The organism is Nocardioides sp. J54, assembly GCF_000519005.1.
Taxonomy (GTDB): domain Bacteria; phylum Actinomycetota; class Actinomycetes; order Propionibacteriales; family Nocardioidaceae; genus Nocardioides.
Genome location: NZ_JAER01000013.1, coordinates 93,618 through 117,471 on the forward strand (window position 1 = coordinate 93,618; position 23,854 = coordinate 117,471).

Annotated in this window: 22 protein-coding genes; 16 read left to right on the top strand and 6 right to left on the bottom strand. The window is 73.1% G+C overall.

Translation table 11 applies throughout. The features are described 5' to 3' along the window. Window positions 1-295: 295 nt before the first annotated feature. The gene (locus tag NOCJ54_RS28230; RefSeq protein ID WP_051485744.1) at window positions 296-1,567 is read right to left on the bottom strand and encodes a lytic murein transglycosylase; all 1,272 of its coding nucleotides are present in this window, start codon (window positions 1,565-1,567) and stop codon (window positions 296-298) included. Between the two features lie 320 nt (window positions 1,568-1,887). Between NOCJ54_RS28230 and hemL the strand changes: the two genes are divergently transcribed. Genes hemL through ccsB form a run of 6 tightly spaced genes read left to right on the top strand, consistent with a single transcriptional unit; the run spans window position 1,888 to window position 7,922 of the window. Further along, window positions 1,888-3,225, top strand: a complete 1,338-nt coding sequence (hemL, locus tag NOCJ54_RS0111335) for a glutamate-1-semialdehyde 2,1-aminomutase (RefSeq protein ID WP_232221754.1) — start codon at window positions 1,888-1,890, stop codon at window positions 3,223-3,225. A gap of 1 nt (window position 3,226) precedes the next feature. Then, entirely contained in the window at window positions 3,227-3,922 is a 696-nt protein-coding gene (locus tag NOCJ54_RS0111340) for a histidine phosphatase family protein (RefSeq protein ID WP_028655598.1), read from the top strand. After that, entirely contained in the window at window positions 3,919-4,500 is a 582-nt protein-coding gene (locus tag NOCJ54_RS0111345; protein ID WP_028655599.1) for a TlpA disulfide reductase family protein, read from the top strand. The genes NOCJ54_RS0111340 and NOCJ54_RS0111345 overlap by 4 nt, the downstream gene beginning before the upstream one ends. Before the next feature lie 13 nt (window positions 4,501-4,513). After that, window positions 4,514-5,278, top strand: coding sequence for a cytochrome c biogenesis CcdA family protein (locus tag NOCJ54_RS0111350; protein ID WP_028655600.1), 765 nt, complete (start codon window positions 4,514-4,516; stop codon window positions 5,276-5,278). Next, window positions 5,275-6,846: a cytochrome c biogenesis protein ResB gene (gene resB, locus NOCJ54_RS0111355; RefSeq protein ID WP_028655601.1), complete on the top strand. Its 1,572-nt coding sequence runs from the start codon at window positions 5,275-5,277 to the stop codon at window positions 6,844-6,846. Before NOCJ54_RS0111350 ends, resB begins: the two co-directional genes overlap by 4 nt. Continuing rightward, window positions 6,843-7,922 carry a c-type cytochrome biogenesis protein CcsB gene (ccsB, locus tag NOCJ54_RS25280; RefSeq protein WP_084255072.1) on the top strand — a complete coding sequence of 360 codons (1,080 nt, stop codon included), beginning with the start codon at window positions 6,843-6,845 and terminating at the stop codon, window positions 7,920-7,922. Before resB ends, ccsB begins: the two co-directional genes overlap by 4 nt. Before the next feature lie 14 nt (window positions 7,923-7,936). Here the strand turns inward: ccsB and NOCJ54_RS25285 are convergent, their stop codons facing one another. Then, a complete protein-coding gene (locus NOCJ54_RS25285) occupies window positions 7,937-8,173 on the bottom strand; it encodes a hypothetical protein (RefSeq protein ID WP_051485745.1) in 237 nt (78 codons plus the stop codon). An 84-nt stretch (window positions 8,174-8,257) separates the two neighbouring features. On the opposite strand from NOCJ54_RS25285, the gene NOCJ54_RS0111370 reads away from it, so the two are divergent. Then, window positions 8,258-8,518 (top strand): DUF4229 domain-containing protein, encoded by a 261-nt coding sequence (locus NOCJ54_RS0111370; RefSeq protein ID WP_028655602.1) that lies wholly within the window; start codon window positions 8,258-8,260, stop codon window positions 8,516-8,518. 238 nt (window positions 8,519-8,756) lie between these two features. Here NOCJ54_RS0111370 and NOCJ54_RS0111375 read toward each other — a convergent pair whose 3' ends face one another. The 3 genes from NOCJ54_RS0111375 to NOCJ54_RS0111390 form a co-directional block, all read right to left on the bottom strand. Continuing rightward, window positions 8,757-9,641: a 1,4-dihydroxy-2-naphthoate polyprenyltransferase gene (locus NOCJ54_RS0111375; protein WP_028655603.1), complete on the bottom strand. Its 885-nt coding sequence runs from the start codon at window positions 9,639-9,641 to the stop codon at window positions 8,757-8,759. Between the two features lie 10 nt (window positions 9,642-9,651). Next, window positions 9,652-10,926 (bottom strand): MFS transporter, encoded by a 1,275-nt coding sequence (locus NOCJ54_RS25290; protein WP_051485746.1) that lies wholly within the window; start codon window positions 10,924-10,926, stop codon window positions 9,652-9,654. A gap of 223 nt (window positions 10,927-11,149) precedes the next feature. After that, the gene (locus NOCJ54_RS0111390) at window positions 11,150-12,505 is read right to left on the bottom strand and encodes an MFS transporter (protein ID WP_036517591.1); all 1,356 of its coding nucleotides are present in this window, start codon (window positions 12,503-12,505) and stop codon (window positions 11,150-11,152) included. A 37-nt stretch (window positions 12,506-12,542) separates the two neighbouring features. Between NOCJ54_RS0111390 and NOCJ54_RS25295 the strand changes: the two genes are divergently transcribed. From NOCJ54_RS25295 to NOCJ54_RS0111425, 7 genes are all read left to right on the top strand, one after another. After that, window positions 12,543-13,568 carry an AMP-binding protein gene (locus tag NOCJ54_RS25295; RefSeq protein ID WP_051485747.1) on the top strand — a complete coding sequence of 342 codons (1,026 nt, stop codon included), beginning with the start codon at window positions 12,543-12,545 and terminating at the stop codon, window positions 13,566-13,568. Window positions 13,569-13,585: 17 nt separating this feature from the next. Further along, window positions 13,586-14,515 carry an o-succinylbenzoate synthase gene (locus tag NOCJ54_RS0111400; RefSeq protein WP_036517630.1) on the top strand — a complete coding sequence of 310 codons (930 nt, stop codon included), beginning with the start codon at window positions 13,586-13,588 and terminating at the stop codon, window positions 14,513-14,515. Then, window positions 14,512-16,140: a 2-succinyl-5-enolpyruvyl-6-hydroxy-3-cyclohexene-1-carboxylic-acid synthase gene (gene menD, locus NOCJ54_RS0111405; protein ID WP_028655607.1), complete on the top strand. Its 1,629-nt coding sequence runs from the start codon at window positions 14,512-14,514 to the stop codon at window positions 16,138-16,140. The genes NOCJ54_RS0111400 and menD overlap by 4 nt, the downstream gene beginning before the upstream one ends. A 10-nt stretch (window positions 16,141-16,150) precedes the next feature. Further along, entirely contained in the window at window positions 16,151-18,016 is a 1,866-nt protein-coding gene (gene nhaA, locus NOCJ54_RS0111410; protein WP_198020187.1) for a Na+/H+ antiporter NhaA, read from the top strand. Beyond that, complete coding sequence (locus NOCJ54_RS0111415; protein WP_028655609.1) at window positions 18,016-19,896, top strand: Na+/H+ antiporter; 1,881 nt, start codon at window positions 18,016-18,018, stop codon at window positions 19,894-19,896. The genes nhaA and NOCJ54_RS0111415 overlap by 1 nt, the downstream gene beginning before the upstream one ends. A 68-nt stretch (window positions 19,897-19,964) precedes the next feature. Further along, a complete protein-coding gene (locus NOCJ54_RS0111420) occupies window positions 19,965-20,603 on the top strand; it encodes an MBL fold metallo-hydrolase (protein ID WP_028655610.1) in 639 nt (212 codons plus the stop codon). A 64-nt stretch (window positions 20,604-20,667) separates the two neighbouring features. Further along, window positions 20,668-21,330: a hypothetical protein gene (locus NOCJ54_RS0111425; RefSeq protein WP_028655611.1), complete on the top strand. Its 663-nt coding sequence runs from the start codon at window positions 20,668-20,670 to the stop codon at window positions 21,328-21,330. 76 nt (window positions 21,331-21,406) lie between these two features. Here NOCJ54_RS0111425 and NOCJ54_RS0111430 read toward each other — a convergent pair whose 3' ends face one another. Then, entirely contained in the window at window positions 21,407-22,426 is a 1,020-nt protein-coding gene (locus NOCJ54_RS0111430) for a L,D-transpeptidase family protein (protein WP_028655612.1), read from the bottom strand. Between the two features lie 64 nt (window positions 22,427-22,490). Between NOCJ54_RS0111430 and NOCJ54_RS0111435 the strand changes: the two genes are divergently transcribed. Both NOCJ54_RS0111435 and NOCJ54_RS0111440 read left to right on the top strand, forming a co-directional pair. Continuing rightward, window positions 22,491-23,180, top strand: coding sequence for a demethylmenaquinone methyltransferase (locus NOCJ54_RS0111435; protein WP_028655613.1), 690 nt, complete (start codon window positions 22,491-22,493; stop codon window positions 23,178-23,180). Between the two features lie 387 nt (window positions 23,181-23,567). Next, a partial coding sequence (locus tag NOCJ54_RS0111440) for an NADH-quinone oxidoreductase subunit A (protein ID WP_028655614.1) occupies window positions 23,568-23,854 on the top strand: 287 nt, incomplete at its 3' end.

Here is a 23,854-nt window from a genome sequence, read left to right on the forward strand (position 1 = left end):
CGGAGGTAGGCGGGCGGGCGTTGCTCCCGGTGGTTGAGGTGCGAGGCCGCCCGCGGCCGAGCCTCGAAACCGCCGGGCCTTCTCTGGCGGACTGTGGTGGCCCCAGTCCGGCGCAGCCGTGCGGGTGGTGTCGAGGTTCGGCGCAGGAGCGATCCGCAGTGCTGGCTGCCCGAGCGTGTCGCCTGTCGTGCGTCGGTCCTGCCGCCGCCCGGCGGCAAGCCGTGGGAGTCGCGGCGGGAAATGACAAGAGCCCCGGCCTGGGGGGTGGGCCGGGGCTCTTGCGGGTCGGTCTGCGCTACTTGCCGAGTCCGTAGCTGAGCAGGCAGTTGAGCAGCTGCAGGCTCTGCGTCAGCTTCGGGTAGGCGGCCTGGCACTCGCTGCGGGCCTCCGCCTTGGTGAGCGGGCCGAGCAGGCCGGCGATCAGGTTCGAGGTCACCGTGCCGACGCCCTCGTCGATCGTCTCGACCGTCTCCTTGACGGCCTCGGCGCCCTTCTGGATCGGCTCGGGCAGCTTGCCGCCGCCGGTGCCGCCACCGGTGCCGCCGCCACCGCCGCCGGTGCTGCCGCCGCCGTCGCCGGAGCCGCCGCCGTCACCGCTGCCGCCGCCGGCGTTGGAGCCGCCGTCGGTGCTGCCGCCGGCGGAGCCGCCGTTCGAGCCGCCCGTGGAGCCGCCGGTCGAGCTGTTGCCCTTGCGGCCCTTGGTGGTCTTCGGGCCGTCGACGTTGAAGCTCGGCGGCTCGGGCACGACGTAGCCAGCGGCGGTCGTGTTGTTCGGGACCGAGGTGAAGTCACCCTCGAGGTAGGCGTTCATGATCCGCAGGACCAGGTCGACGTACGCGTCGCTGTGGTTGTAGCGGAAGACGGCCGCGCGCTGGCCGGCGACGGTGGAGAGGTCGCCGTCGCCGGAGCAGAGGTAGACGGCGGCGGCGAGCGCAGCGTCGTCGATGTCCTGCGGGTTGCGGGAGGCGTCGTCGTCGGCGTCCACGCCCACGACCTGCCAGGTCGACGGGATGAACTGCATCGGGCCGACGGCGCGGTCCCACTGGGTGTCGTTGTCGTAGACGCCGGCGTCGGTGTCCGAGATCGCCTTCGTGCCGTTCTTGCCGTTCAGCGGGATGCCGTAGATGCCGGGGGTCGCCACGCCGTCGTCGTTGAGGACGTTGCCGCCGAAGCGGCCGTGGTCGGACTCCACGCGGCCGATCGCGGCGATCAGCTGCCAGGTGATGTTGCAGGTCTTGTCGGCGGAGTTGATGACCGTCTCGGCCCGCTGGTACGCCGCCAGGGCAGCCGCGGGGATCGCGTTGGTCGACGCCGCGTTGACGATGCCCGCCGCGTTGCCGCCGTTGAGGCCCTCCACCTCAGCGGGGTCGGACAGGCTCGCCGGGTCCTCGATGGACTCCTCGGGCACCGAGGTGCCGTCGGTGACCTGGCCCGGGCTCGGGGCCGCGACGACCGGGGCCGTCACGCCGCCGATGCCGGCGACGGAGGCCGTCCACGCTGCCGACAGCAGAGCGAGCGGAATGATGGTGGCGGCGCGCTGCAGCCGTCCCAGACGCTTCCTCGACATGTACCGTCTCTCTCCCCTGGCCACCACCGGTGGCCTTCTCGCGTGGGCCGCTCCCTCTAAGCCCCCACCTGTACGCCGGCCGCTCCGACCGACCCACGGTGGGACCGTCGAGACGGGCGCGACACCTGGTCAACGAATCGTGACACAGCGGGGTTACGGGTGTCACATGATCCAGCCCACAATGCGGGCGGTGTGGTAGGTGTCCGCGACACGGCGACACCGGATCCGGTGCCACCCCCGCGCGGGCCCGCGCGTTCAGGCGGCTCTCAGGAAGCGACGGCGATGTCGGCCGGTCAGGGTCGATCGGTGACAATGCTTCGGTGCCCGATCTCGAGACCACCGGCGTGACCAGCGGCTCCGACGACCTCTTCGCCCGGGCCCGAGCGGTGACCCCGGGCGGGGTCAACTCGCCGGTGCGTGCGTTCAACGCCGTCGGCGGCACCCCGCGCTTCATCCGCTCCGCCTCCGGCCCCTGGCTGACCGACGTCGACGGCAACACCTACGTCGACCTGATCTGCTCCTGGGGGCCGATGCTCCTGGGCCACGGCCACCCGGCCGTGCTCGAGGCCGTGCAGGCCGCGGTGGCCCGCGGCACGTCGTACGGCACGCCCACGGAGGGCGAGGTCGCCCTCGTCGAGGCGATCGTCGAGCGCACCCCCGTCGAGCGGTTGCGCCTGGTCTCCTCCGGCACCGAGGCGACCATGTCGGCGATCCGGCTCGCCCGTGGCTTCACCGGCCGTGACGTCGTCGTGAAGTTCGCCGGTTGCTACCACGGCCACGTCGACTCGCTGCTCGCCTCGGCCGGCTCCGGGCTGACCACCTTCTCCATCCCCGGCACCCCCGGCGTCCCGGCCAGCTCCACCGAGCTCACCCTGGTGCTGCCCTACAACGACCGCGACGCGGTGACGGCGGCCTTCGCCGAGCACGGCGACCGGATCGCCTGCCTGATCACCGAGGCCGCCCCCGGCAACATGGGCGTGGTCCCGCCGGCGCCCGGCTTCAACCAGTTCCTCGCCGAGACCTGCCGCGCCCACGGGGCGCTGTTCATCAGCGACGAGGTGATGACCGGCTTCCGCGTCTCGCGCAGCGGCCAGTGGGGCACCGACGGCGCCGTCGAGGGCTGGGCGCCGGACCTGATGACCTTCGGCAAGGTGATGGGCGGCGGCCTGCCCGCCGCGGCCTTCGGCGGCCGCGCCGACGTCATGGGCCACCTCGCGCCGGAGGGGCCGGTCTACCAGGCCGGCACCCTGTCCGGGAACCCCGTCGCCACCGCCGCCGGCCTGGCCACCCTCACCGCGGCGACCGACGAGGTCTACGCCCGCCTCGACGAGGTCGCCGGCGCCCTGCGCGCCGGCGTCACCGAGACGTTCACCGCCGCCGGCCTCCCGCACGTCATCCAGTCGACCGGCTCGATGTTCTCGGTCTTCCTCACCGAGGAGCCGGTGACGAGCTACGCGGAGGCGCAGCGCACCGACGTGCCGGCGTACGCCGCGCTCTTCCACTCCATGCTCGACCAGGGCGTGCACCTGCCGCCGTCGGCCTACGAGGCGTGGTTCGTCTCGGCCTCGCACGACGACCGGGCCGTCCAGCAGGTCCTCGACGCCCTGCCGGCGGCCGCCCGCGCCGCGGCCGCGGCCGCAACCTCCCAGGAGAGCTGACATGACCAGCCCCGACACGATCGTCCACCTCGTCCGCCACGGCGAGGTCCACAACCCCGGCGGCATCCTCTACGGCCGCCGCGACGGCTTCCACCTCTCGACCCGCGGCCGCGCGATGGCCGACCGGGTCGCCGAGGCCCTCCAGGGCAACGACATCACCGTCATCCGCTCCTCGCCGCTCGAGCGGGCGCAGGAGACCGCCGCGCCGCTCGCCGCCGCGCTCGGGCTCGAGGTCGGCCCGGAGCCGCGGGTCATCGAGTCGGAGAACCGGTTCGAGGGCCTGACCTTCGGCAAGGGCAACAACGCGCTGCGCAACCCGCTGCTGTGGCGCCACCTCTACAACCCGTTCCGGCCGTCGTGGGGCGAGCCGTACAAGGCGATCGTCGCCCGGATGATGGCCGCCGTCCACGACGCGCGCCTCGAGGCCGAGGGCCACGAGGCCGTCCTGGTCTCCCACCAGCTGCCGATCTGGACGACCCGCCTGGCGGCGGAGAAGCGCTCCTTCCTGCACGACCCGCGCAAGCGGCAGTGCACCCTGTGCTCGATCACCTCCTTCGGGTTCGCCGGCGACCGGCTCGTCGAGATCTCCTACGCCGAGCCGGCGATCGACCTCATCCCGACCGGCGACATCGCCGCGCCGTTCTCGGCCGGTGACGCCCCCGAGGAGAACAAGCCGGAGGGGACGCCGCCGGCATGATGCGCCTCGCCCGCGCGGCGGCCGCCCTGGCCGTCGTACCCCTGCTGACGACTGCGTGCACCGACGTCGGCGGGACGGGCGACCTCGAGTACGTCGGGGGCAGCGGCGCGATCGTCCAGGTCGCGACGGAGAAGCGGCAGGACCCCGTCGAGATCAGCGGTACGACGGTCCAGGGCGAGCCGCTCGACGTGACCGACCTGCGCGGCAAGGCCGTGGTCCTCAACGTCTGGTGGTCCGGCTGCGGCCCGTGCCGCACCGAGATGCCGATGCTCGTCGACGCCGAGGACCAGCTCGGCGAGGACCAGCCCGACCGGGTCGCCTTCGTCGGCATCAACATCCGTGACCTCGCGCCCGAGAACGCCGCGGCTTTCGAGCGGGACCGCGGCGTCGACTACCCCTCGCTCTACGACCCGGGCAGCGAGTCCCTGCTCGCGCTGGGCGACTACGCGCCGCCGTCGATGCCGGCGACGCTGGTCCTCGACCCCGACGGTCGGGTCGCGGCCCTGATCAACGGCCCCGTGCCGTCGAAGGGCACCCTGGTCACCCTCGTCGAGGACGTCCTGGCGGAGAGCGCCTGATGGGGACCGTCTGATGGGTGAGTGGTTCCAGGAGCAGGCGGCCGCCGGGTCGCTCGGCTTGGCGATCCCGGTCGCCGCGATCGCCGGGCTTGTCTCCTTCTTCTCCCCGTGCGTCCTGCCGCTGCTGCCCGGCTACCTCTCCTACGCGACCGGCCTGTCCGGCGCCGACCTCGCCGCCGGTGAGGCGGGCAACCGCCGCGGCCGGATGTTGCTCGGGTCGATCCTCTTCGTGCTCGGCTTCGCCGTCGTCTTCGTCTTCTACGGCACCGCCTTCGGTTCGATCGGCCGGCCGCTGCGCCGCTGGCAGGACGAGCTCCAGCTCGGCCTCGGCGTCGTGCTCGTCGTGCTCGGCCTGGTCTTCGCCGGCGTGCTGTCGATCTTCCAGCGCGACCTGCGCATCCACAAGGTGCCCGCGGTCGGCCTCGGCGCCGCCCCGCTGATCGGCGCCCTCTTCGCGATCGGGTGGACGCCGTGCGTCGGCCCGACCTTCGGCGTGATCCTCAACCTGACCTTCGCCGACGGCGCGACCGCGGCCCGCGGCGGGCTGCTCGCGCTGTGCTACGCGCTCGGCCTGGGCCTGCCGTTCGTCGTCGTCGCGGTCCTCTACAACCGCCTCTCCCGCGCCCTGGGCTGGGTGCGCCGCCACCAGCTGGCATTCATGCGGGTCGGTGGCGCCTTCCTCGTCGTGATCGGGCTCCTCATGGTCACCGGCTGGTGGGACCACGTCGTGCAGTGGGCCCAGCTGCGCACCGTCGAGTTCGGGGAGACCGCGCTGTGACGACCGGGACCGAGCAGGCCCCGCGCAGCGAGGAGCGGCGGCCCGGGGAGCTCACCGCGCGCGAGCTGCTGCGCTGGACGTGGCGCCAGGTCACCTCGATGAGGACGGCGCTGGTGCTGCTCCTGCTGCTCGCCCTCGCCGCCATCCCGGGGTCGGTGATCCCGCAGGCCGACGTCGACTCGCTCGCCGTCACCCGGTGGAAGGACGAGCACCCGAAGCTGACGCCGCTCTACGAGCGGCTCGACCTGTTCTCGGTCTACTCCTCGCCGTGGTTCTCCGCGATCTACCTGCTGCTCGTCGTCTCGCTCGTCGGCTGCATCGTGCCGCGGCTGTTCGTCTACTTCCGGGCCCTGCGCGCCGAGCCGCCCGCGGCGCCGCGCCACCTCACCCGGATGCCCGTCCACGCGTCGTACACGACGGACCTGGCGGCCGACGAGGTGCTCGCCCGGGCTCGTGAGGTGCTGGGGCGCGGCCACCGGCTGCGGCGGACCGGCGCCGGCGACAACTTCGTCGCGGCCGAGCGCGGGCACCTGCGCGAGGCCGGCAACCTGCTCTTCCACCTGTCGGTGCTCGTCGTGCTCGCCGGCTTCGCCGTCGGCGGGCTGTGGGGCTACCAGGGCGGCGTGATCCTCGTCGAGGGCAGCACCTTCAGCAACAACCTGACGCAGTACGACGACTTCAAGCCGGGCGGGTTGTTCCGCCAGCAGCAGATGGAGGACTTCCGGTTCACCGTCGAGGACTTCGAGGTCGAGTGGCTCAAGGAGGGTCCGCGGACCGGGCAGGCGCGCAAGTTCGAGGCGCACCTGACCTACCAGCAGGGCCGCGACGGCGAGCGCAAGGAGTACGACCTGCGGGTCAACCACCCGCTCGAGGTCGACGGCACCGACGTGTTCCTGATCGGCCACGGCTACGCGCCGGTCGTCACCGTGCGCGACGCCGAGGGCGAGGTGACCTACACCGGCCCGACCGTGTTCCTCCCGCAGGACGCGAGCTTCCTGTCCTTCGGGGTCATCAAGCCCCCGGTCGTGGACCCGCAGCTCGGCCTGGAGGGCCTGTTCTACCCGTCCTTCGACATGCGCGACGGCAACCCGGTCACGGTCTTCGGCGACGACCTCAACCCGACCCTGTCGATGCTCGCCTACACCGGCGACCTCGGCTATGAGTCCGGCCGCTCGCAGTCGATCTACGTCCTCGACAAGACCGACGCCGAGCTCGTCGAGGTCGACGGCAAGCCGGTGCGCGTCGACCTGCAGCCCGGTGACACCTTCGAGCTGCCCGACGGGCTCGGCTCGGTCACCTTCGACGAGGTGAAGCCCTGGATCCGGGTCCAGATCAGCCAGACGCCGGGCAAGGAGGTCGCCCTCATCGGCGTCGTCCTCGCCCTCATCGGGCTCTGCGCGTCGCTCTTCATCCGGCCTCGCCGGGTGTGGGTGCGGGCGGTGCCCGGCACAATGACCGATGACGGCGGTACTCGGGTCGAGGTCGCCGTGCTCGACAGGTCCGGCAACGGGGAGATGGGCGAGGTCCTCTCCACCCTGCTGGACCGCCTCAAGGAGAAGGCACAGTGAGTGACACCCAGTGGGAGACCCTGAGCAACCAGACGGTCGCCGTGGCCGGCGTCCTGTACTTCCTGGCGCTGCTGGTGCACCTCGCGGAGTGGGCGGCGCTGCGCCAGCCGGCCGCCACGCGTGAGCTGGTCGCCGCCGGCGCTGGCGCACCGGAGGCGGAGCAGGCTGCCGTCGTACCTGCTGAGGGGGAGTCGCACCGGGTCGCCTTCCTGGGCCGGCTCGGGTTCCTGCTCACCTGCCTGGCCTGCGTGGCCCACCTGGTGTCCCTCGTCGGGCGCGGCATGGCCGCGGACCCGAACCGCGTGCCCTGGGGCAACATGTACGAGTTCACGCTGAGCGGCACCTTCGTCGTCACGCTGCTCTACGTCGTGCTCTACCGCCGCTTCAACCTGGCGTGGATGGGCCCGCTGGTCGTCTGCTTCGTGGTGTCCACGCTGATGGTCGCCGTGATCTGGCTGCACGACTCCGTCGCCCCTCTCACCGAGGCGCTCAACTCGCCGTGGCTGGTCATCCACGTCGTGTCCGCAGTGATCGCGACCGGCGCCTTCACCATCGGCGGCATCGCCTCGATCATGTTCCTGGTCCGCGCCCGTGCCGACCGCAAGGCGGCTGCCGCCGGCCGCGAGGTCAGCGGCTGGCTGGCCCGGGTGCCGCAGCCGGACGCGCTGGACCGCCTCGCCTACCGCGTGCACGCCTTCGCGTTCCCCGTGTGGACCTTCGCCGTCCTCATCACCGGCCCGATCTGGGCGCACGAGGCCTGGTCGCGTTACTGGAACTGGGACCCCAAGGAGGTCTGGGCGTTCATCACCTGGGTCGTCTACGCGGGCTACCTGCACGCCCGGGCGACCGCCGGCTGGAAGGGCCGCCGTGCGGCGATGCTCGCGCTGGTCGGCCTGGCCACCCTGTGGTTCAACTTCATCGGGATCAACTACTTCTCGACCACGAGCCAGCACTCGTACGCCGCCGAGCGCATCGTGGACAGCACCGTCGGCAGCACCGTCGACAGCACCGTCGACAGCACCGTCGACAGCAGCGTCGACAGCAGCACGGACGTCGGCACCGCCGACCCCCGCTGACCCGTCGGGGCCGGCTACTGGGGGCCGGTGCCGTCCGGCGGGTCGGGCTTGTGCCGCTCGGCCTGGCGGCGCTTCCACTCCAGCTCGCGCAGGAACGCCTCGTCGTCGTCCGGTGCGACCGGACGCGTCGGCGGACGGGGCCGGGTGGGGCGGCGCGGCACCTGCTCGCCACCGAACCCGCGGTCCTGCATCCAGCGGATCGCGAGGTAGGTGACCGCCGCGAAGATCACGACGACGAGCAGCAGCTTCACACGACCAAGAGTAGGGCCGACGTGGTGACGGCGGGGCCGGTCCCCGGGTCTCGATCCGGCAACGGTGCGACTTATCCTTGGGGAGTGAAGGAGTTCTGGATCTACACGGCCATGCGCGTCGGCCTCTTCGTCGGCGCGTTCTGCATCGTCTTCGGGCTGTGGTTCCTCATCGCCGACTCGGTGAACCTCCTCCTCGTCATCGTGATCGCCTTCCTGGTCAGCGGCCTGGCGTCGTACGTCCTCCTCGAGCGGCAGCGCAACGCGTTCGCGCTCCGGGTCGAGGACCGGGCCGGCCGGATCAGCAAGAAGTACGACGACATGCGGTCCAAGGAGGACGAGGACTGACCCTCCCGGGTCCCTCGTCTCGTTGAGACGTCACTTCTCGTCGGTCGAGTGGTCGGTTCTGGCGCGTCGAGACGTCAGGAATGGCGCGTCGAGACGTCAGGAATGGCGCGTCGAGCGGTCACGTACGGCGACGTCGTACGAGCTGACGCCTCGACCTGCCGGAAGTGACGACTCGACCGGCCAATTCTGACGCTTCAACAGGCCAGAACTGACGTCTCGACGCGCCAGAAGTGACGTCTCAACGAGCGAGGACGAGGCCGATGCCGGCGAGGACCGCCCAGCCGAGCTCGGCGATGCCGGTCTGCTGGAGGACGGGGATGAGGGCCGGGCCGCCGGCGCCGCCCAGGACGGTCCGGGCGGCGCGCAGGGCCGGCAGCAGGAAGCCGAGGCCGAGCAGGGCCCACCAGGTGGTGAGCGCGGCGAGGACCACGACGGCGGCGGCGGAGACGGCGACGAGGAGCGCGTAGAACCCGCGCGTACGGCGGTCGCCCAGTCGCACGGCGAGGGTGATCTTGCCCGCCACCTCGTCGGTCGGGATGTCGCGCAGGTTGTTGGCCACGAGGATGGCGCAGGCCAGGGCACCGACGCCGGTGCCGGCGGCGACCGAGGCCCAGCCGGCGTCGCCCCAGCGCTCGGTCTGCACCCAGGTGGTGCCGACGGTGGCGACGAGGCCGAAGAACACGAAGACCATCACCTCGCCGAGGCCGAGGTAGCCGTAGGGCTTCGAGCCGCCGGTGTAGTACCAGGCCGCCACCACGCAGGCGGCGCCGACCGCCACCAGCCACCAGGCGGTGGTGGCGGCGATGACCAGGCCCGCGACGGCGGCGACGCCGAAGCAGAGGAAGGCCGCGCGCTTCACCGCGGCCGGGGTGGCGAGCCCGGAGCCGACCAGGCGCAGCGGGCCGACCCGCTCGTCGTCGGTGCCGCGGACGCCGTCGGAGTAGTCGTTGGCGTAGTTGACGCCGACCTGGAGCGCGAGGCTGACGACCATCGCGAGCAGCGCCTTCCACCACACCGAGCGGTCGTCGTGCACGGCGACGGCCGTGCCGACCAGCACCGGTGCCAGGGCGGCCGGCAGGGTGCGGAGTCGGGCGCCGGCAATCCAGTGCTTCGCGGTGGCCATAGCGGTCGATTCAAGCAGGGTCGGGTGCCGCCACGCCCAGCCGGGTCAGGTGTCGCTCGGCGGCGCGGGCGGCGGGGTGGATGAGGACGGCCGCGACGACGACGATGCCGGCGATGACCAGCCAGCCGCGGGCGCCCCACTCCATGGCGAGCCAGGTGTAGAGCGCAGGTGCCCACACGGTGCCGAGGGTGTAGCCGAGCTGCGAGACGCCCTGGTACTCCCCGCGGCGGCGCGGGTCGCTGAGCTCGGCCTGCAGGCCCCACTCGCCGGCGGACTGGAAGAGCTCGGCGCCGGTGACGGTGACGTGGCCGATCCAGACCAGCAGGATCGTCACCCAGCCGACGGTGTCGTGGGTGACCAGCACGATGCCGCAGGAGAGCACGAAGAAGAAGGCCCCGCGGCGCTGGGCGCGCAGGGAGTCGGCGACGGTGGTGATGCCGCGTGCGGCCGCGACCTGCAGCAGGACGGCCATCACCGTGTTGGTGCCGAAGAGCCACGCGAGCAGGACCCGTGGGGCGTCGGTCTCCTCGACCAGCCACAGCGGGATGACGACGTTGAGCAGCACCTGGTGCGTGCCGAGCACGCCGCCGAGGACCGCCATGGCGACGTACGCCCGGTTGCGCAGGGCGCTGCGCCGGTCGCCCGCCTCCTCGAGCGCCGTCGCGAGCGGCGCCTCCTCGGCGTGGTGGACCACCGACGGCATCCGCGCGACGAGCGCAGCGTTCAGCACGAGCAGGGCCGCGGTGGCGACCGGGACGAGGCGGATCACGCCGTCGTCGTTGGTGGCCAGGGCGATGCCGGCGAGCAGGGCTCCGAAGGTGTAGCCGACGTTGCGGGCGGCACGGAAGTACGCGTTGGAGGAGACCCGCTCCTCGCGCGGGAAGATGTCGAAGCGGTAGGCGTTGCGGGCCGAGCGGCTCGCGGTCGTCACCAGCTGCAGCACGACGAGCACCGCCACGAAGGTGGCGAAGCCGCCCGCCAGCAGCCAGGCGAGGTAGAGCAGCGCCTCGACCAGCGAGGACAGCATCCACACCCGCTTCGCACCGAAGCGGTCGCTGACCTTCCCGAGCGGCACGGCGAGCAGGAAGGTGACCGCACCGGCGATCGACAGGCCGAGGCCGACCTGCGCGGCGGACAGCCCCACGACCTGGGTGAAGAAGACCGCGCTGCCGGTGAGGAAGACCCCGTCGCCGAACGCGGAGAGCACCGACTGGACCGACAGACGGCGCACGAGCGAGGTGGGGCCGGCGAGGCGGGCGACGCGCTCCGGCAGATATCTTGACATCAAGACAACCGTACGACGATCCGCGGCGGCTGTCGAACGGTTTCGTGGTCGGGCTCGGGCATCGTGCCAGCGAGCTGGCGGGCCCGGTCCGGGCGTCCGAACGCCGATCCGCTCGTCGCCTCGATCGACAGGCCCGCTCCCAGCACGGCGTCGCGGTCCAGGAGCCTGCGCCAGGAGTTCGGCACCGAGGACCTCGCCACCACCCGGCGGGTCCTGGCGCGGGTCAGGGAGCTGCTGGGCCCGTGACCTCGCCGGCCGCCGCCGCGCCAGCTGCCCCGCCCGCCGCGTCCGCCGCCGCGACGACCGGCTGCTGGTCGAGGGGGAAGTGCCGGTCGCGGAAGCGGGTAGCCATGCCGAGCGAGGGCCCCATCAGCGCGGACGCGGCCACGACGATGCCCGCGATGACCAGCCACCCGTCGGCGCCCCACTCCATCGCGAGGAAGGTGAACAGCGCCGGCGCCCACATCGAGCCGAGGGCTCGGCTGACGTCGCCGACACCCTGGTACTCCCCGCGCCGCTGCGGGTCCATCAGCTCGGCCTGGACCGACCAGCTGGCGCCGGAGACGAACAGCTCCGCGCCGGTCACCGTCACGTGCCCCAGCCACACCAGCAGCACGGTCACCAGGCCGACGGTCGAGTGCGTGACCATCGTGATCAGGCACGAGACCACGAAGAACGCGGTGGAGATCCACACGTAGCGCATCGCGTCGCGCAGGTCGCGCACCCCCTTCGAGGTGTACGCCGGCAGGAAGATGCACAGCACCGTGTTGGTGCCGAACAGCCAGGCCAGCAGCACGTGCGGGGCGTCGGTGGCCTCCACCAGCCACAGCGGGATCACCACGTTGAGCAGGGTCTGGTTGGTCCACAGCACGCCGAGGCAGAAGGTGACGAGGATCCAGCCGCGGTTGCGCAGCGGGCCCGGGCCGCTCGGGCGCACCCGCGCCTCACCGCTGCGCACGCGCAGGTCGTGCGGCGCCGCCGGGAGCCGGGTGATCCAGAACCCGTTGACCGCCATCAGCAGCGCCGCGAACCACGGCGACCAGCGGATGACGTCGAGGCTGCCGGTCGCCAGCGCGATGCCGCCGACGACCGCGCCGAGGGTGAACCCGAGGTTGAGCGCGGAGTAGAGGTAGGCCTGCGTCTCGACCCGCTCCTTGCGGGGGAGCACGTCGACGACGTACGCCTGGTAGCTGGAGTGGCCCGCCGAGCCGAACACCGCGAAGAAGAGGCCGACCGTGAGGTACTGCTCGAACGAGCCGACGAACGGCAGCGCGAGGAAGCAGGCGGCGCGGCCCCACGTGGTCGCAGCCCACACCCGCTTCGGGCCCAGGCGGTCGACGAGGCGGCCGGCGGGGTAGGCGAGCAGGAACTCCGCGACGTTGACGATCGTCAGCGCCAGGCCGACCTTGCTGGCCGACATCCCGACGACCTGGGTGAGGAAGACGGCGCTGCCGGTGTTGAAGGCGCCCTCGCCGGTGGAGAAGAGGATCGACTGCGTCGCGAGCCGGCGGGACATGGGCGTGGGCGGGACCAGGCGCCGCCAGAAACCACGGTCCACCGTCGCGGCAGAGATGCTCATCGCCGGACATCTTCTCGCCGGGACTAGGTTTTGTCGTGTGAGTTTCTGGGCGCCCGCCGGTCCTGCGACCGACGTCGTCGAGCAGGCGCGGGCCTGGCTCGACGGCGCCGACGACGTCCCGCTCGTGGTCGCCACCTCCGGCTCGACCGGCGAGCCGAAGCGGGTGCGGCTGCCGCGGGCCGCGGTGCTCGCCTCGATCGCCGCGTCCGCGGCCCGGCTGGGTGCGACCGGCAGGTGGGTGCTGGCCCTGCCCGCGACGTACGTCGCCGGCGTGCAGGTCGTGCTGCGCTCGCTGGTCGCCGGGCACGACCCGGTGCTGCTCGACCGCGACGGCTGGCCCGACGGCGAGGGCTGGTTCGTCTCCCTCGTGCCGATCCAGCTCACCCGGATGCTCGACCAGCCCGAGGACCTCGCCGCACTGCGCCGCGCCCACACCGTGCTGCTCGGCGGCGGCCCGATCGGTGCGTCCCTGCGGGCCCGGGCGGCGGACGCCGGCGTGCACGTCGTCGCCACCTACGGCTCGGCCGAGACCGCCGGCGGCTGCGTCTACGACGGCGTCCCGCTCGACGGCGTCGCGGTCGCCATCGGCGAGGGCGGGCGGGTGCGGATCGCCGGACCCACCCTCTTCGCCGGGTACGACGGCCGGCCGGACCTGACCCGTGAGGTGCTCGTCGACGGGTGGTTCCTCACCTCCGACGCCGGCCGGCTCGACGAGGACGGCCGGCTCGCGCTCATCGGCCGGCTCGACGACGTCGTCGTCAGCGGCGGCCTCAACGTCCCCGGCCCGGCCGTGGCGGAGCGGCTGCGCCAGCACCCCGGGATCGCGGAGGCCGAGGTGCTCGGCGTCCCCGACGACGAGTGGGGCAACCGCGTGGTCGGCTTCGTCGTGCCACGCGCCGGGGAGGTGGAGCCGGACGCGCTGCGCGACTGGGTCGCCGCCGAGCACCCGCGCGCGTGGGCGCCGCGGCAGTGGGTCGTCCTCGACGCGGTGCCGCTGCTGGAGAACGGCAAGCCCGACCGGCGGGCGCTGCGCGCCCTCGCCCTCGAGGAGGCCGGCGCGTGAAGGTCGTCGCGATCCCGATGCGCACCCGCTTCCGCGGCATCACCGTGCGTGAGGTGGCCCTGCTGCGCGGCCCCGCCGGGTGGGGCGAGTGGAGCCCGTTCCTGGAGTACCCGCCCGAGGTCGCCGAGCCGTGGCTGCGCTGCGCGGAGGAGGCGATGGCCGGCGACTGGCCCGCCCCGGTGCGCACCTCGGTGCCGGTCAACGTCACCGTGCCCGCGGTCGGCCCGGAGCGGGCGCACGAGATCGTCCGCGCCGGCGGGTGCCGCACCGCCAAGGTCAAGGTCGCCGAGCCCGGCCAGACGACCGCCGACGACGAGGCCCGGGTCGAGGCGGTCCGCGACGCGCTCGGCCCCGACGGGCACGTCCGCGTCGACGCCAACGGCGGCTGGAGCGTCGACGAGGCCGTCACCGCGATCGGCCGGCTCGACCGCGCCGCCGGCGGCCTGGAGTACGTCGAGCAGCCGGTCGCGACCGTCGAGGACCTCGCCCGCGTGCGGCGCCGCGTCGACGTGCCGATCGCCGCCGACGAGTCGATCCGTCGCGCCGAGGACCCCTACCGCGTGCGCGACCTCGAGGCAGCCGACATCGCGGTGCTCAAGGTGCAGCCGCTCGGCGGCGTGCGGGCCTGCCTCGAGGTCGCCGAGCGGATCGGGCTCCCCGTCGTGGTGTCGTCGGCCCTGGAGACCTCGGTCGGCATCGCCGCGGGCGTCGCGCTGGCCGCGGCGCTGCCGTCGCTGCCGCACGCCTGCGGCCTGGCCACGGTGCAGCTGCTGACCGCCGACGTGGTCACCGAGTCGCTGCTGCCGGTCGACGGCGCGCTGCCCGTGCGGCGGCCGGTGGTCGACGCCGACGAGGTCGAGCGGGTCGCCGCCTCCCCGGACCGGGTCGACCACTGGGCGGCCCGCCTCGCCGCCGTACGCGCGTTGCGGGAGGATCGTCGCCCATGAGCACCGACGACGCCGCGTCCCTCGCCGCGGGCTGCGTGGCCTGGCTGCAGCGGGCCGGCGTCACCGACGTCGTCGCCGCGCCCGGGTCGCGCAACGCACCGCTCCTGTTCGCGCTGTGGGCGGCCGCGCAGGCCGACGGCCCGCGCCTGCACACGCGGATCGACGAGCGCACCGCGGGCTTCCTTGCCCTGGGGCTGACCAAGGTGGGCGCCCGCGCCGCGGTCGTCACCACCTCCGGCACGGCGGTGGCGAACCTGCACCCAGCCGTCCTCGAGGCCGCCCACTCCGGCCTCGACCTCGTCGTCGTCTCCGCCGACCGCCCCGCCCGGCTGCGCGGCACCGGCGCCAACCAGACCACCGACCAGGTCGGCATCTTCAGCCCCTTCGTCGCCACCCACGACCTCGCGTCCGTGGCCGACCTCGACGCCGTGACCACCGCCCCCGCCGGCGCCCCCGCCCACCTCAACCTCCAGCTCGACGCCCCGCTCGTCCCGGACGTGCCCGTCGCGCCGACCGGGGTAGTCCCGGGTCACAAGCACCTTCCGACGGCGTGTCGCGGTGCTGTTGACCCGGGACCACCGCCGCACGACCTCCGCAGGGGGCCCCGCACCGTCGTCGTGGCTGGCGACGACGCGGGGCCACAGGCACGGCGGCTGGCCGAGGAGGCCGGGTGGCCGCTGCTCGCCGAGCCCAGCAGCGGGGCCCGCACCGGCGACAACGCGATCCGGACCTACCGGCTGCTGCTCGGCACCGACCTCGGCGCGCAGGTCGAGCGGGTCGTCGTCCACGGCCGGCCCACGTTGTCCCGCCCGGTCACCCGGCTGCTGGAGAGCCCCGACGTCGAGGTGCTGGTCGTGCCGGGCCGCGGCGTGTGGCCGCCCGCCCCACCGGGGTCCTCCGCCATCGGCACGCCGCGCTGGGTGGGGGAGGAGCCCGACGACCCGGCCTGGCTGGACGCCTGGCGCGAGGCCGACCGTGACCTCGCCCGCCGCGTCGACCGGCTCGTCGCCGAGGAGCCCGCCCTCACGCCGTACGACGTCGCGGCGGCCACGCACGCCGCGCTGCCCGCCGGCGGCTTGCTCGTCGTGGGGGCCTCCAGCCCGGTTCGTGACCTCGACGTGATGGCCCGCCCCACCCCGGTCGGGAGCCGCCGCAAGGTGGTCGCCAACCGCGGGCTCGCCGGCATCGACGGCACGCTCAGCACCGCGATCGGCGCCGCCCTCGGGCGCCCGGCGTCCACCCGCAGCCTCGCGCTGGTCGGCGACCTGACCTTCCTGCACGACCAGAACGCGCTCGTGCTCGGCCCCGACGAGCCCCGGCCCGACCTGACCATCGTGGTCGCCAACGACGACGGCGGCGCGATCTTCTCCGTGCTCGAGCAGGGCGCACCGGCGCACGCGGCGTCCTTCGAGCGGCTCTTCGGCACCCCGCACGGCACCGACCTCGCCAGCCTGTGCGCGGCCGTCCGCGTCCCGCACCTGCGGGTCACCTCGCGCCTCGAGCTGGAGCAGGCCCTGGCCTCCCCGAACGGCGGGATCGAGGTCGTCGAGGCCGTCGTCAGCCGGGCCGGGCGGCGCGAGCTCGACGGCCGCTTGCGCGACCTCGCCGCGTCGGGCGCCCGCTAGTCTGGAGGACGTGGTCAGCGACGCGCAGCCGGCTCCCGAACCCGGCGTCGACGACCAGCAGAGCCCGCACGAGGGCCGCATCGCGCCGTCCCTGCGGCACTTCATCCACACCGAGGCCGCGAGCGCCGGCCTGCTGGTCGCCGTCGCGCTCGTCGCGCTGCTGTGGGCGAACTCCCCGTGGTCGGACAGCTACGAGGACCTGTGGCACCAGACGCTGTCGGTGACCCTCGCCGGGGACGGCATCACGATGGACCTCCACCACTGGGTCAACGACGGCCTGATGGTGATCTTCTTCTTCGTCATCGGGCTCGAGGTGCGTCGCGAGTTCGCGGTCGGCGAGCTGACCGAGCGACGGCGCCTGGTGATCCCGGTCCTCGCCGGCGTCGGCGGCATGGTCGTCCCCGCGCTGCTCTACCTGCTGCTCAACCCGTCCGGCGACTCCGCCGCCGGCTGGGGCATCGTGATCGGCACCGACACCGCGTTCCTGCTCGGCACATTGGCCCTCGTCGGCCCCAGCGTGTCGACCCAGCTGCGGATCTTCCTGCTCACCCTCACCGTCATCGACGACATCGTCGCGGTCACCGTCATCGGCGTCGTGTACTCCGACGGCGCCGACCTCACCGCGCTCGCCGTCGCCGCCGCCTGCCTGGTCGTGCTGGTCGTCCTGGACCGCCGCGGGGAGTGGCGCGCCTCGCCGTACGTCGCCACCGTGGTCGTGCTGTGGGTCGCCACCCTCGAGTCCGGGATCCACGCCTCCATCGCCGGCATGGTGTCCGGCCTCCTGGTCCCGGCGGTCACCGCCGACCGGGCGCTCGTGCAGGAGGCCGCCGACCGGGTGCGTCGCTTCCAGCAGTCGCCGCTGCCGGAGGTGCAGCGCGAGGCACGGCAGGGCCTCAACCGCGCGGTGTCGGTGAACGAGCGGCTGCAGGAGGTGCTGCACGGCTGGACCAGCTACGTCGTCGTACCCGTCTTCGCGCTGGCGAACGCCGGCATCGACCTGCGCGACGGGGTGCTCGGCGACGCGCTCTCCTCGCCGGTCACGTGGGGCGTGGTGGTCGGCCTCGTCGCCGGCAAGACCGCAGGCATCGGCGTCGGCGCGCTCACCGCCGCGCGGCTGCGGTGGGGCGCGCTGCCCGACGGCGTCGCGCCCGGCCACATCCTCGGCGGCGCCGCGCTGTCCGGCATCGGGTTCACCGTGTCGCTGCTCATCGTCGGGCTGGCCTTCACCGACGAGACGCTGCAGGACCAGGCGAAGGTCGGCGTGCTGCTGGCCGCGGTGCTCGCCGTCGTCGTCGGCTGGGTCGTCTTCGCCGTTGCCGCGACCGTGTTCGACCAGCGCGACGCGAGCCTGCCGATGACCCTCAGCGACCCGGTCGACCCGCGGCACGACCACGTCCTGGGCCCGGTCGACGCACCCCTCACCCTCGTGGAGTACCTCGACTTCGAGTGCCCGTTCTGCGCCCGTGCGACCGGCGCGGCGAACGAGGTCCGGGAGTACTTCGGTGACCGGTTGCGCTACGTGCCGCGCCACCTGCCGCTCGACGTCCACCCGCACGCCGTGCTCGCGGGCATCGCTGCCGAGGCCGCTGGACGGCAGGGTCGCTACTGGGACATGCACGAGCTGCTGTTCACCCGCCAGGACCACCTCGAGCGCGACGACCTCATCGGGTACGCCGCCGAGCTCGGCCTCGACGTGGAGCAGTTCACCGCCGACCTCGACGACACCGAGCTGGCCGAGCGGGTGGCCCGCGACGCCGCGAGCGCCGACGCCAGCGGGGTGCGCGGCACGCCGACCTTCTTCATCGGCGAGCGCCGGCACGTCGGCCCGTTCGACGCGCGCAGCCTGATCGCCGCGCTGGAGGCGGAAGGAGCCTGATGGAGGTCGCCCTGCTCCTGGTCGCCATCGCCGTGACGGTGCTGGCGGTCACCGCGGTCGCCGGGCGCACCGACCTCCCCGCGCCGCTGCTGCTCGTCGTGGTCGGCGCCGTCGCCTCCTGGCTGCCGGGCGTGCCGGAGGTGCGGCTCGAGCCCGAGGTCGTCCTGCTCGGCCTCCTGCCGCCGCTGCTCTACTCGGCTGCCCTGAACACCTCGCTCGTCGACTTCGCGGCCAACAGGAAGCCGATCCTGCTGCTCTCCGTCGGGCTCGTCGCGTTCACCACCGTCGGCGTCGGCGCCGCCGTCCACCTCGTGGTGCCGGAGCTCGGGTGGCCGCTGTCGCTCGCGATCGGCGCCGTGGTCGCCCCGCCGGACGCGGTCGCCGCCACCGCCATCGGCCGGCGGATCGGCCTGCCGCGGCGGGTGGTGACGATCCTCGAGGGCGAGTCGCTGCTCAACGACGCCACGGCGCTGGTGGCGCTGCGGATGGCGGTCGTCGCGCTCGGCTCCACCGTCACCGCGTGGGAGGTCGTCGAGGACTTCCTCGTCGCCGCCGGCGGAGGTGTCGCGGTGGGGGTCGCGGCCTTCGTCGTCGTCGGCTTCGTGCGCAAGCACGTGACGGACCCGCTGCTCGACACCGCGCTCTCGCTCGTCGTGCCCTTCTCGTCGTACGTCGTGGCGGAGGAGATCCACGCCTCCGGCGTCGTCGCCGTCGTGGTGGCCGGGCTGCTGCTCGGCCACGTCGCGCCGGTCCTGCAGTCCGCACCGTCGCGGATCGCCGAGCGGACGAACTGGCGCACCATCGCGTACGTCCTCGAGAACACCGTCTTCCTGCTGATCGGGCTGCAGGCCGACTGGTTGCTCGCGGAGGTCGGGGACAGCGAGCTCGGCGCCGGGACCGTCCTGCTCACCTGCGCCGCCGCGTTCCTCACCTGCGTCGTCCTGCGGATGGTGTGGGTGTTCGCCTCCAGCACCCTGCTGCTGCGCCGCGGGTCGGACGCGTCCGGCGAGCCGGCCGGCGACGGGGCGGCGCGGTGGCGCAGCTCCTTCCTGATCGGGTGGGCCGGGATGCGCGGCGTGGTCACCCTCGCCGCCGCCTTCACCGTCCCGGAGGACACCGAGCACCGCGAGGTGCTGCTCGTCGTGGCCTTCGCCGTCGTCGCGGGCACCCTGCTCGGGCAGGGCACGACGCTGCCCGCCGTCGCCCGCCGGTTGCGGGTCTCCGGCCCCGACCCGCAGGAGGACGCGCTCGCCCGGGCGACCCTGCTGCAGCAGGCGGGCAAGGCCGGGCTGAAGGAGCTCGACCGGCTCACCGCCGAGAACGACGACCCGCTCGGCGTGCGTGAGCTGATCGTGCAGCGCCTGGAGCTGCGCAACTTCGCGGCGTGGGAGCGGCTCGGGACCACCGCCGACGAGGACAGCCCGAGCGACCTCTACGCCCGCTGGCGGATCGCGATGATCGAGGCAGAGCGACGGCGCGTCCTCGAGGTCCGGTCGACCGGGGCGGTGCCGTCCGAGGTGGTCAGCGACGTGCTCGCGATGCTCGACGTGGAGGAGTCCATGCTCGACGCCGCCGTCGCCGAGCGGGCGGAGATCCGGGCCGCCGCCACCGCACGCCCGGACGTCGACGGCTGCGTGGACCTGGCCGACGCCCCGGACCTCGACCCGCCCGCGGACCCCTTCTGCCAGCGCTGCCGCGACGAGGGCACCCCGTCGGTCGCGCTGAGGATGTGCCTGGCCTGCGGCCACGTCGGCTGCTGCGACTCCTCGCCGGGCCGCCACGCCACCGCGCACTTCCGCGAGACCCGCCACCCCGTGATGCGTTCCGTCGAGCCGGGGGAGGACTGGCGCTGGTGCTACGTCCACCACCAGACCGGCTGACTGCTTGACTGCTTGACCGGTTGACCGGTTGACCGGTTGACCGGCGTGGCTTGGCTACCGTGGTCGGCATGCGCCTGACCAAGTTCGGCCACGCGGCCGTCCGGATCGAGCACGACGGCACGACCCTGGTCCTCGACCCGGGCACGTGGAGCCAGCGGGAGTCCGTCGACGGCGTCGACGCGGTGCTGATCACCCACGAGCACCCCGACCACTACGACGCGGAGAACCTGCGCGCCACCGACGCCCCGATCTTCACCATCGGTGCCGTCGCGGCCCAGATCCGCGAGTCGGCCCCGGACGTCGCGGAGCGGGTCACCGTGGTCTCGCCCGACGAGTCGTGGACCATCGGCGGCGTCGGGGTGCGGGCGATCGGGGAGCTGCACGCCGTCATCCACCCGGACCTGCCGCGGTTCCACAACAGCGGCTACCTGCTGAGCGTGGGCGAGGAGACGGTGTTCCACCCCGGGGACGCGTTCACGGTGCCCGGGGTGCCGGTCGACGTGCTCCTCGCGCCGGTGTGCGCGCCGTGGATGCGCTCCAGCGAGGGCGTCGACTTCGCCCGTGCCGTCGGGGCGCCACGCAACGTCGCGATCCACGACCGCGTCTACTCCGCGGAGGGACTCGGCGTGGTCGACATGCAATTCGGGCGACTCCTCGGCGCCCGCGGCCTCGACTACGTGCGGCTGCCGGACGGAGCGGACCTGTAACCGCACCGTCTCACCTCGCCGGGGCACTGGGGGGCCTCTCAGGATCACCCGGCATGATGGTCCGATGCCGATCGCACGCTCCACCTACGCCGGTGTCGCCACCGGCGCCGTCCTCCTCGCCGGTGCCGTCGGGTTCGGCGTCGGGCTGCCCAAGGTCGTCGAGGACTCGTCGTACTCGGCCGGGGACCTGCCCGCCCTGCCGGACAAGATCGACGACCGCTTCGTCGCGCTGTCGACGGTGACGGCCGAGCAGGCCGGGGCGACCGGCGACCAGGCGAGCCAGTTCGAGACCGTCGCCGAGAACGCGGCCGAGGGCGACGCCAAGGCGTCGAGCAACCTCTCCTCGATCTACGACGCCGCCGTCACCCGGTCCTACATCGACGTCAAGGCCCTCGGCCAGATCGCCCAGACGCAGGCGCGGCCCGCCCAGTTCGCGATCACCGTCGTCCCCGGCGACGCCGGCCTGGTCATGCCCAGCGGCCCGTTCCAGATCGAGCAGCAGGGCACGCACTACGAGCTCAAGGAGGTCGACGGCCGCCGGTGCTCGGTGATCTACTCCGACGCCATCGACCCGACCACCGGCGCACCCACCGGCGAGGAGCCGCCGGCTGCCGGCTACCAGGTCGAGTGCCGCGCCGAGCAGGACGGCCTGACCTACGACATCTACGGCAGCGGCCTCACCCCCGACGAGGTGCTCCACTACCTCGACCTCGTGCTCGAGGGCTGAGCCCCACCACGACGTACGAACGCCCCGGCAGCCGTGCTGCCGGGGCGTCCGCCTTCCCGGGTGGGTCCTCGGAGGGTCAGCTCCAGTAGACGATCACCTTGTCCCCCACGACGACCTGGTCGTAGAGCCACGCGATGCCGTCGCGGTCGCGGATGTTGGCGCAGCCGTGGGAGGCGCCGTTGTAGCCGTTCGCCGCGAAGTCGGGCGAGTAGTGCACCGCCTGGCCGCCGGAGAAGAACATCGCGTACGGCATGGGCGTGTGGTAGATGCTGGACACGTGGTCGCGGCTCTTGCGCTGCACCGTGAACTCGCCCTCGCGGGTCGGGGTCTCGGCGGAGCCGAAGCGCACGTCGAGGCGCAGGCGGACGTCGCCGTCGACGACCCAGCGCAGGGTGCGGCTGCTCTTGTCGACGCACAGCACGCGGCCGGTCGTGCAGCGCGGGTCGAGCGGGCCCGCGGTGTTGCCGCCGTTGCCGGTCGTGGGCTGGTTGGTCAGCTCCGCCTTCGTGGGCTCGCGCGTCATCTCGTGCAGCCGGTCCAGGGTGCGCTGGTCGACCTCGCCGGTCACCGCGAACCCGCGCTTGGCCTGGAAGCCGCGCACCGCCTCGGTGGTGACCGGACCGTAGTTGTCGGTCACCTCGCCGCTGAACCAGTCGATCTGCTTCAGCCGCGCCTGCAGCTCGCGCACCTCCGGGCCCTTGTCGCCGGGGGAGAGCAGCGCCGGGCCGGCCGGCGGGGGGCCGGGGTCCTCGGTCTCCTCGGCCTCGGGCTCGTCCGCCGGCGACCGGTCGGCCTGGTCGGGCTCGTCGGTCGGGTCCGGCTCGTCCTCGTCGGCGGGCTGGGCCGGCTGCTCCGCCTCGTCCCCGGGGCCGGGCGCGGGCTGGTCGGTGGGGGCCGGGTCGTCACCCCGGTCGCCGCGCGGACCGTCCGGGGTCGCGGGTGACCGTCCCTCCTGCGCGACCGGGTGGGAGGCGTCCTCCCACGGCAGGGAGTCCCCGCGCACGGCCCAGCCGGCGGCGTACGCGCCCATGGCGCAGAGCGCCGCGACCACGGTCAGCAGGGTGATCCGGCGAGCGATGCGAAGCCTGGTGTTCATGCCCTTGTAGACGCCACGACCCACCGGTTGGTTGCGAACGATTTTCCGCCGATAGGCTGCCGAGGTGGCCCGCGCAGAGCTCGACAAGCAGCCCGCCGACGTCCGACGCATGTTCGATGCGGTCGCCCGGCGGTACGACCTGACCAACGACATCCTCTCGTTCGGGCAGGACCGGCGCTGGCGCAAGGAGGTGCTCGACGCCGTCGACCCCGCCTTCGGCGACCGAGTCCTGGACCTCGCTGCCGGCACGGGTACGTCGAGCCAGCCCTTCCGTGACGCCGGCGCGACCGTCATCCCGTGCGACTTCTCCGTCGGGATGCTGCAGGTCGGCAAGAAGCAGCTGCCGCACCTGCCCTTCACCGCCGGGGACGGCACGAAGCTGCCGTTCCGCGACGACACCTTCGACGCGGTCACCATCTCCTTCGGCCTGCGCAACATCGTCGACCCGGTCGCCGGCCTCGCCGAGATGCGCCGCGTCACCCGTCCCGGCGGCCGCCTGGTCGTCTGCGAGTTCAGCCACCCGACGTGGGCCCCGTGGCGCACCACCTACCTCGAGTACCTCATGAAGGCGCTCCCTGCCGTGGCCCGCGCGGTCTCCTCCTCGCCCGACGCCTATGTCTACCTCGCCGAGTCGATCCGCGCCTGGCCCGACCAGGCCGGCCTCGCCGCCCTGATCAGGGACGCCGGCTGGACCGGTGTCGAGTGGCGCAACCTCTCCGGTGGCATCGTCGCCCTCCACCGCGCCACCGCCTGACCCACCCCGCCGCCCGCACTCTCCGGGCCCCCTTTCTCCACAGCCAGCCGGGATAGTCCCGGGTCAAAAGCACCTCGACACGCCGTCGGAGGGTGCTTTTGACCCGGGACTATCGCCATTTCTCCACAGGCGCGAGCGGTAGTCCCTGACGAAAAGCACGGCCGACGGCGTGTCGCGGTGCTTTTCGTCAGGGACTACCGCCGGCCCGTCCACAGCCGTGCTGCCCGGAATTACGCAACCCTCTCGTGCGGTAAATGTGCAGGTCAGGGCGGGATTGTGGCGTGGGTGTGGTCTGGGCCACCCCCGTGTACGACGGCGGACCGGTAGTGGCAGGATGTGTCCCACACCACTAGTGATTCTGTTCACAAGATCACGAGAGGGAGGCTCATGGAGCTCTACACACCGGTCCTGGTGCTGGCCGCTCTTGCAGCGTTGTTCGCGGTCGGCTCCATCGTGATGAGCACGATGGTCGGGCCGCGGCGCTACAACCGCGCGAAGATGGACTCCTACGAGTGCGGCATCGAGCCCACGCCCCAGGCGCTGAGCGGCCGCTTCCCGGTGAAGTACTACATCACGGCGATGCTCTTCATCGTCTTCGACATCGAGATCATCTTCCTCTACCCGTGGGCCATGCAGCTGGACAACATGGCGTGGTTCGGGCTGGTCGAGATGGT

What these genes read in the sequence shown, in the direction of transcription:
- menD (WP_028655607.1), top strand. Translation starts at nt 14,512, where the DNA reads ATGAGCACCGACGACGCCGCGTCCCTCGCCGCGGGCTGCGTGGCCTGG.
- NOCJ54_RS0111375 (WP_028655603.1), bottom strand. Translation starts at nt 9,641, where the DNA reads ATGGCCACCGCGAAGCACTGGATTGCCGGCGCCCGACTCCGCACCCTG.
- NOCJ54_RS0111420 (WP_028655610.1), top strand. Translation starts at nt 19,965, where the DNA reads ATGCGCCTGACCAAGTTCGGCCACGCGGCCGTCCGGATCGAGCACGAC.
- NOCJ54_RS0111425 (WP_028655611.1), top strand. Translation starts at nt 20,668, where the DNA reads ATGCCGATCGCACGCTCCACCTACGCCGGTGTCGCCACCGGCGCCGTC.
- NOCJ54_RS0111390 (WP_036517591.1), bottom strand. Translation starts at nt 12,505, where the DNA reads ATGAGCATCTCTGCCGCGACGGTGGACCGTGGTTTCTGGCGGCGCCTG.
- NOCJ54_RS25290 (WP_051485746.1), bottom strand. Translation starts at nt 10,926, where the DNA reads ATGTCAAGATATCTGCCGGAGCGCGTCGCCCGCCTCGCCGGCCCCACC.
- NOCJ54_RS28230 (WP_051485744.1), bottom strand. Translation starts at nt 1,567, where the DNA reads ATGTCGAGGAAGCGTCTGGGACGGCTGCAGCGCGCCGCCACCATCATT.
- NOCJ54_RS0111350 (WP_028655600.1), top strand. Translation starts at nt 4,514, where the DNA reads ATGGGTGAGTGGTTCCAGGAGCAGGCGGCCGCCGGGTCGCTCGGCTTG.
- NOCJ54_RS0111415 (WP_028655609.1), top strand. Translation starts at nt 18,016, where the DNA reads ATGGAGGTCGCCCTGCTCCTGGTCGCCATCGCCGTGACGGTGCTGGCG.
- NOCJ54_RS0111430 (WP_028655612.1), bottom strand. Translation starts at nt 22,426, where the DNA reads ATGAACACCAGGCTTCGCATCGCTCGCCGGATCACCCTGCTGACCGTG.
- NOCJ54_RS0111340 (WP_028655598.1), top strand. Translation starts at nt 3,227, where the DNA reads ATGACCAGCCCCGACACGATCGTCCACCTCGTCCGCCACGGCGAGGTC.
- NOCJ54_RS0111400 (WP_036517630.1), top strand. Translation starts at nt 13,586, where the DNA reads ATGCGCACCCGCTTCCGCGGCATCACCGTGCGTGAGGTGGCCCTGCTG.
- NOCJ54_RS0111345 (WP_028655599.1), top strand. Translation starts at nt 3,919, where the DNA reads ATGATGCGCCTCGCCCGCGCGGCGGCCGCCCTGGCCGTCGTACCCCTG.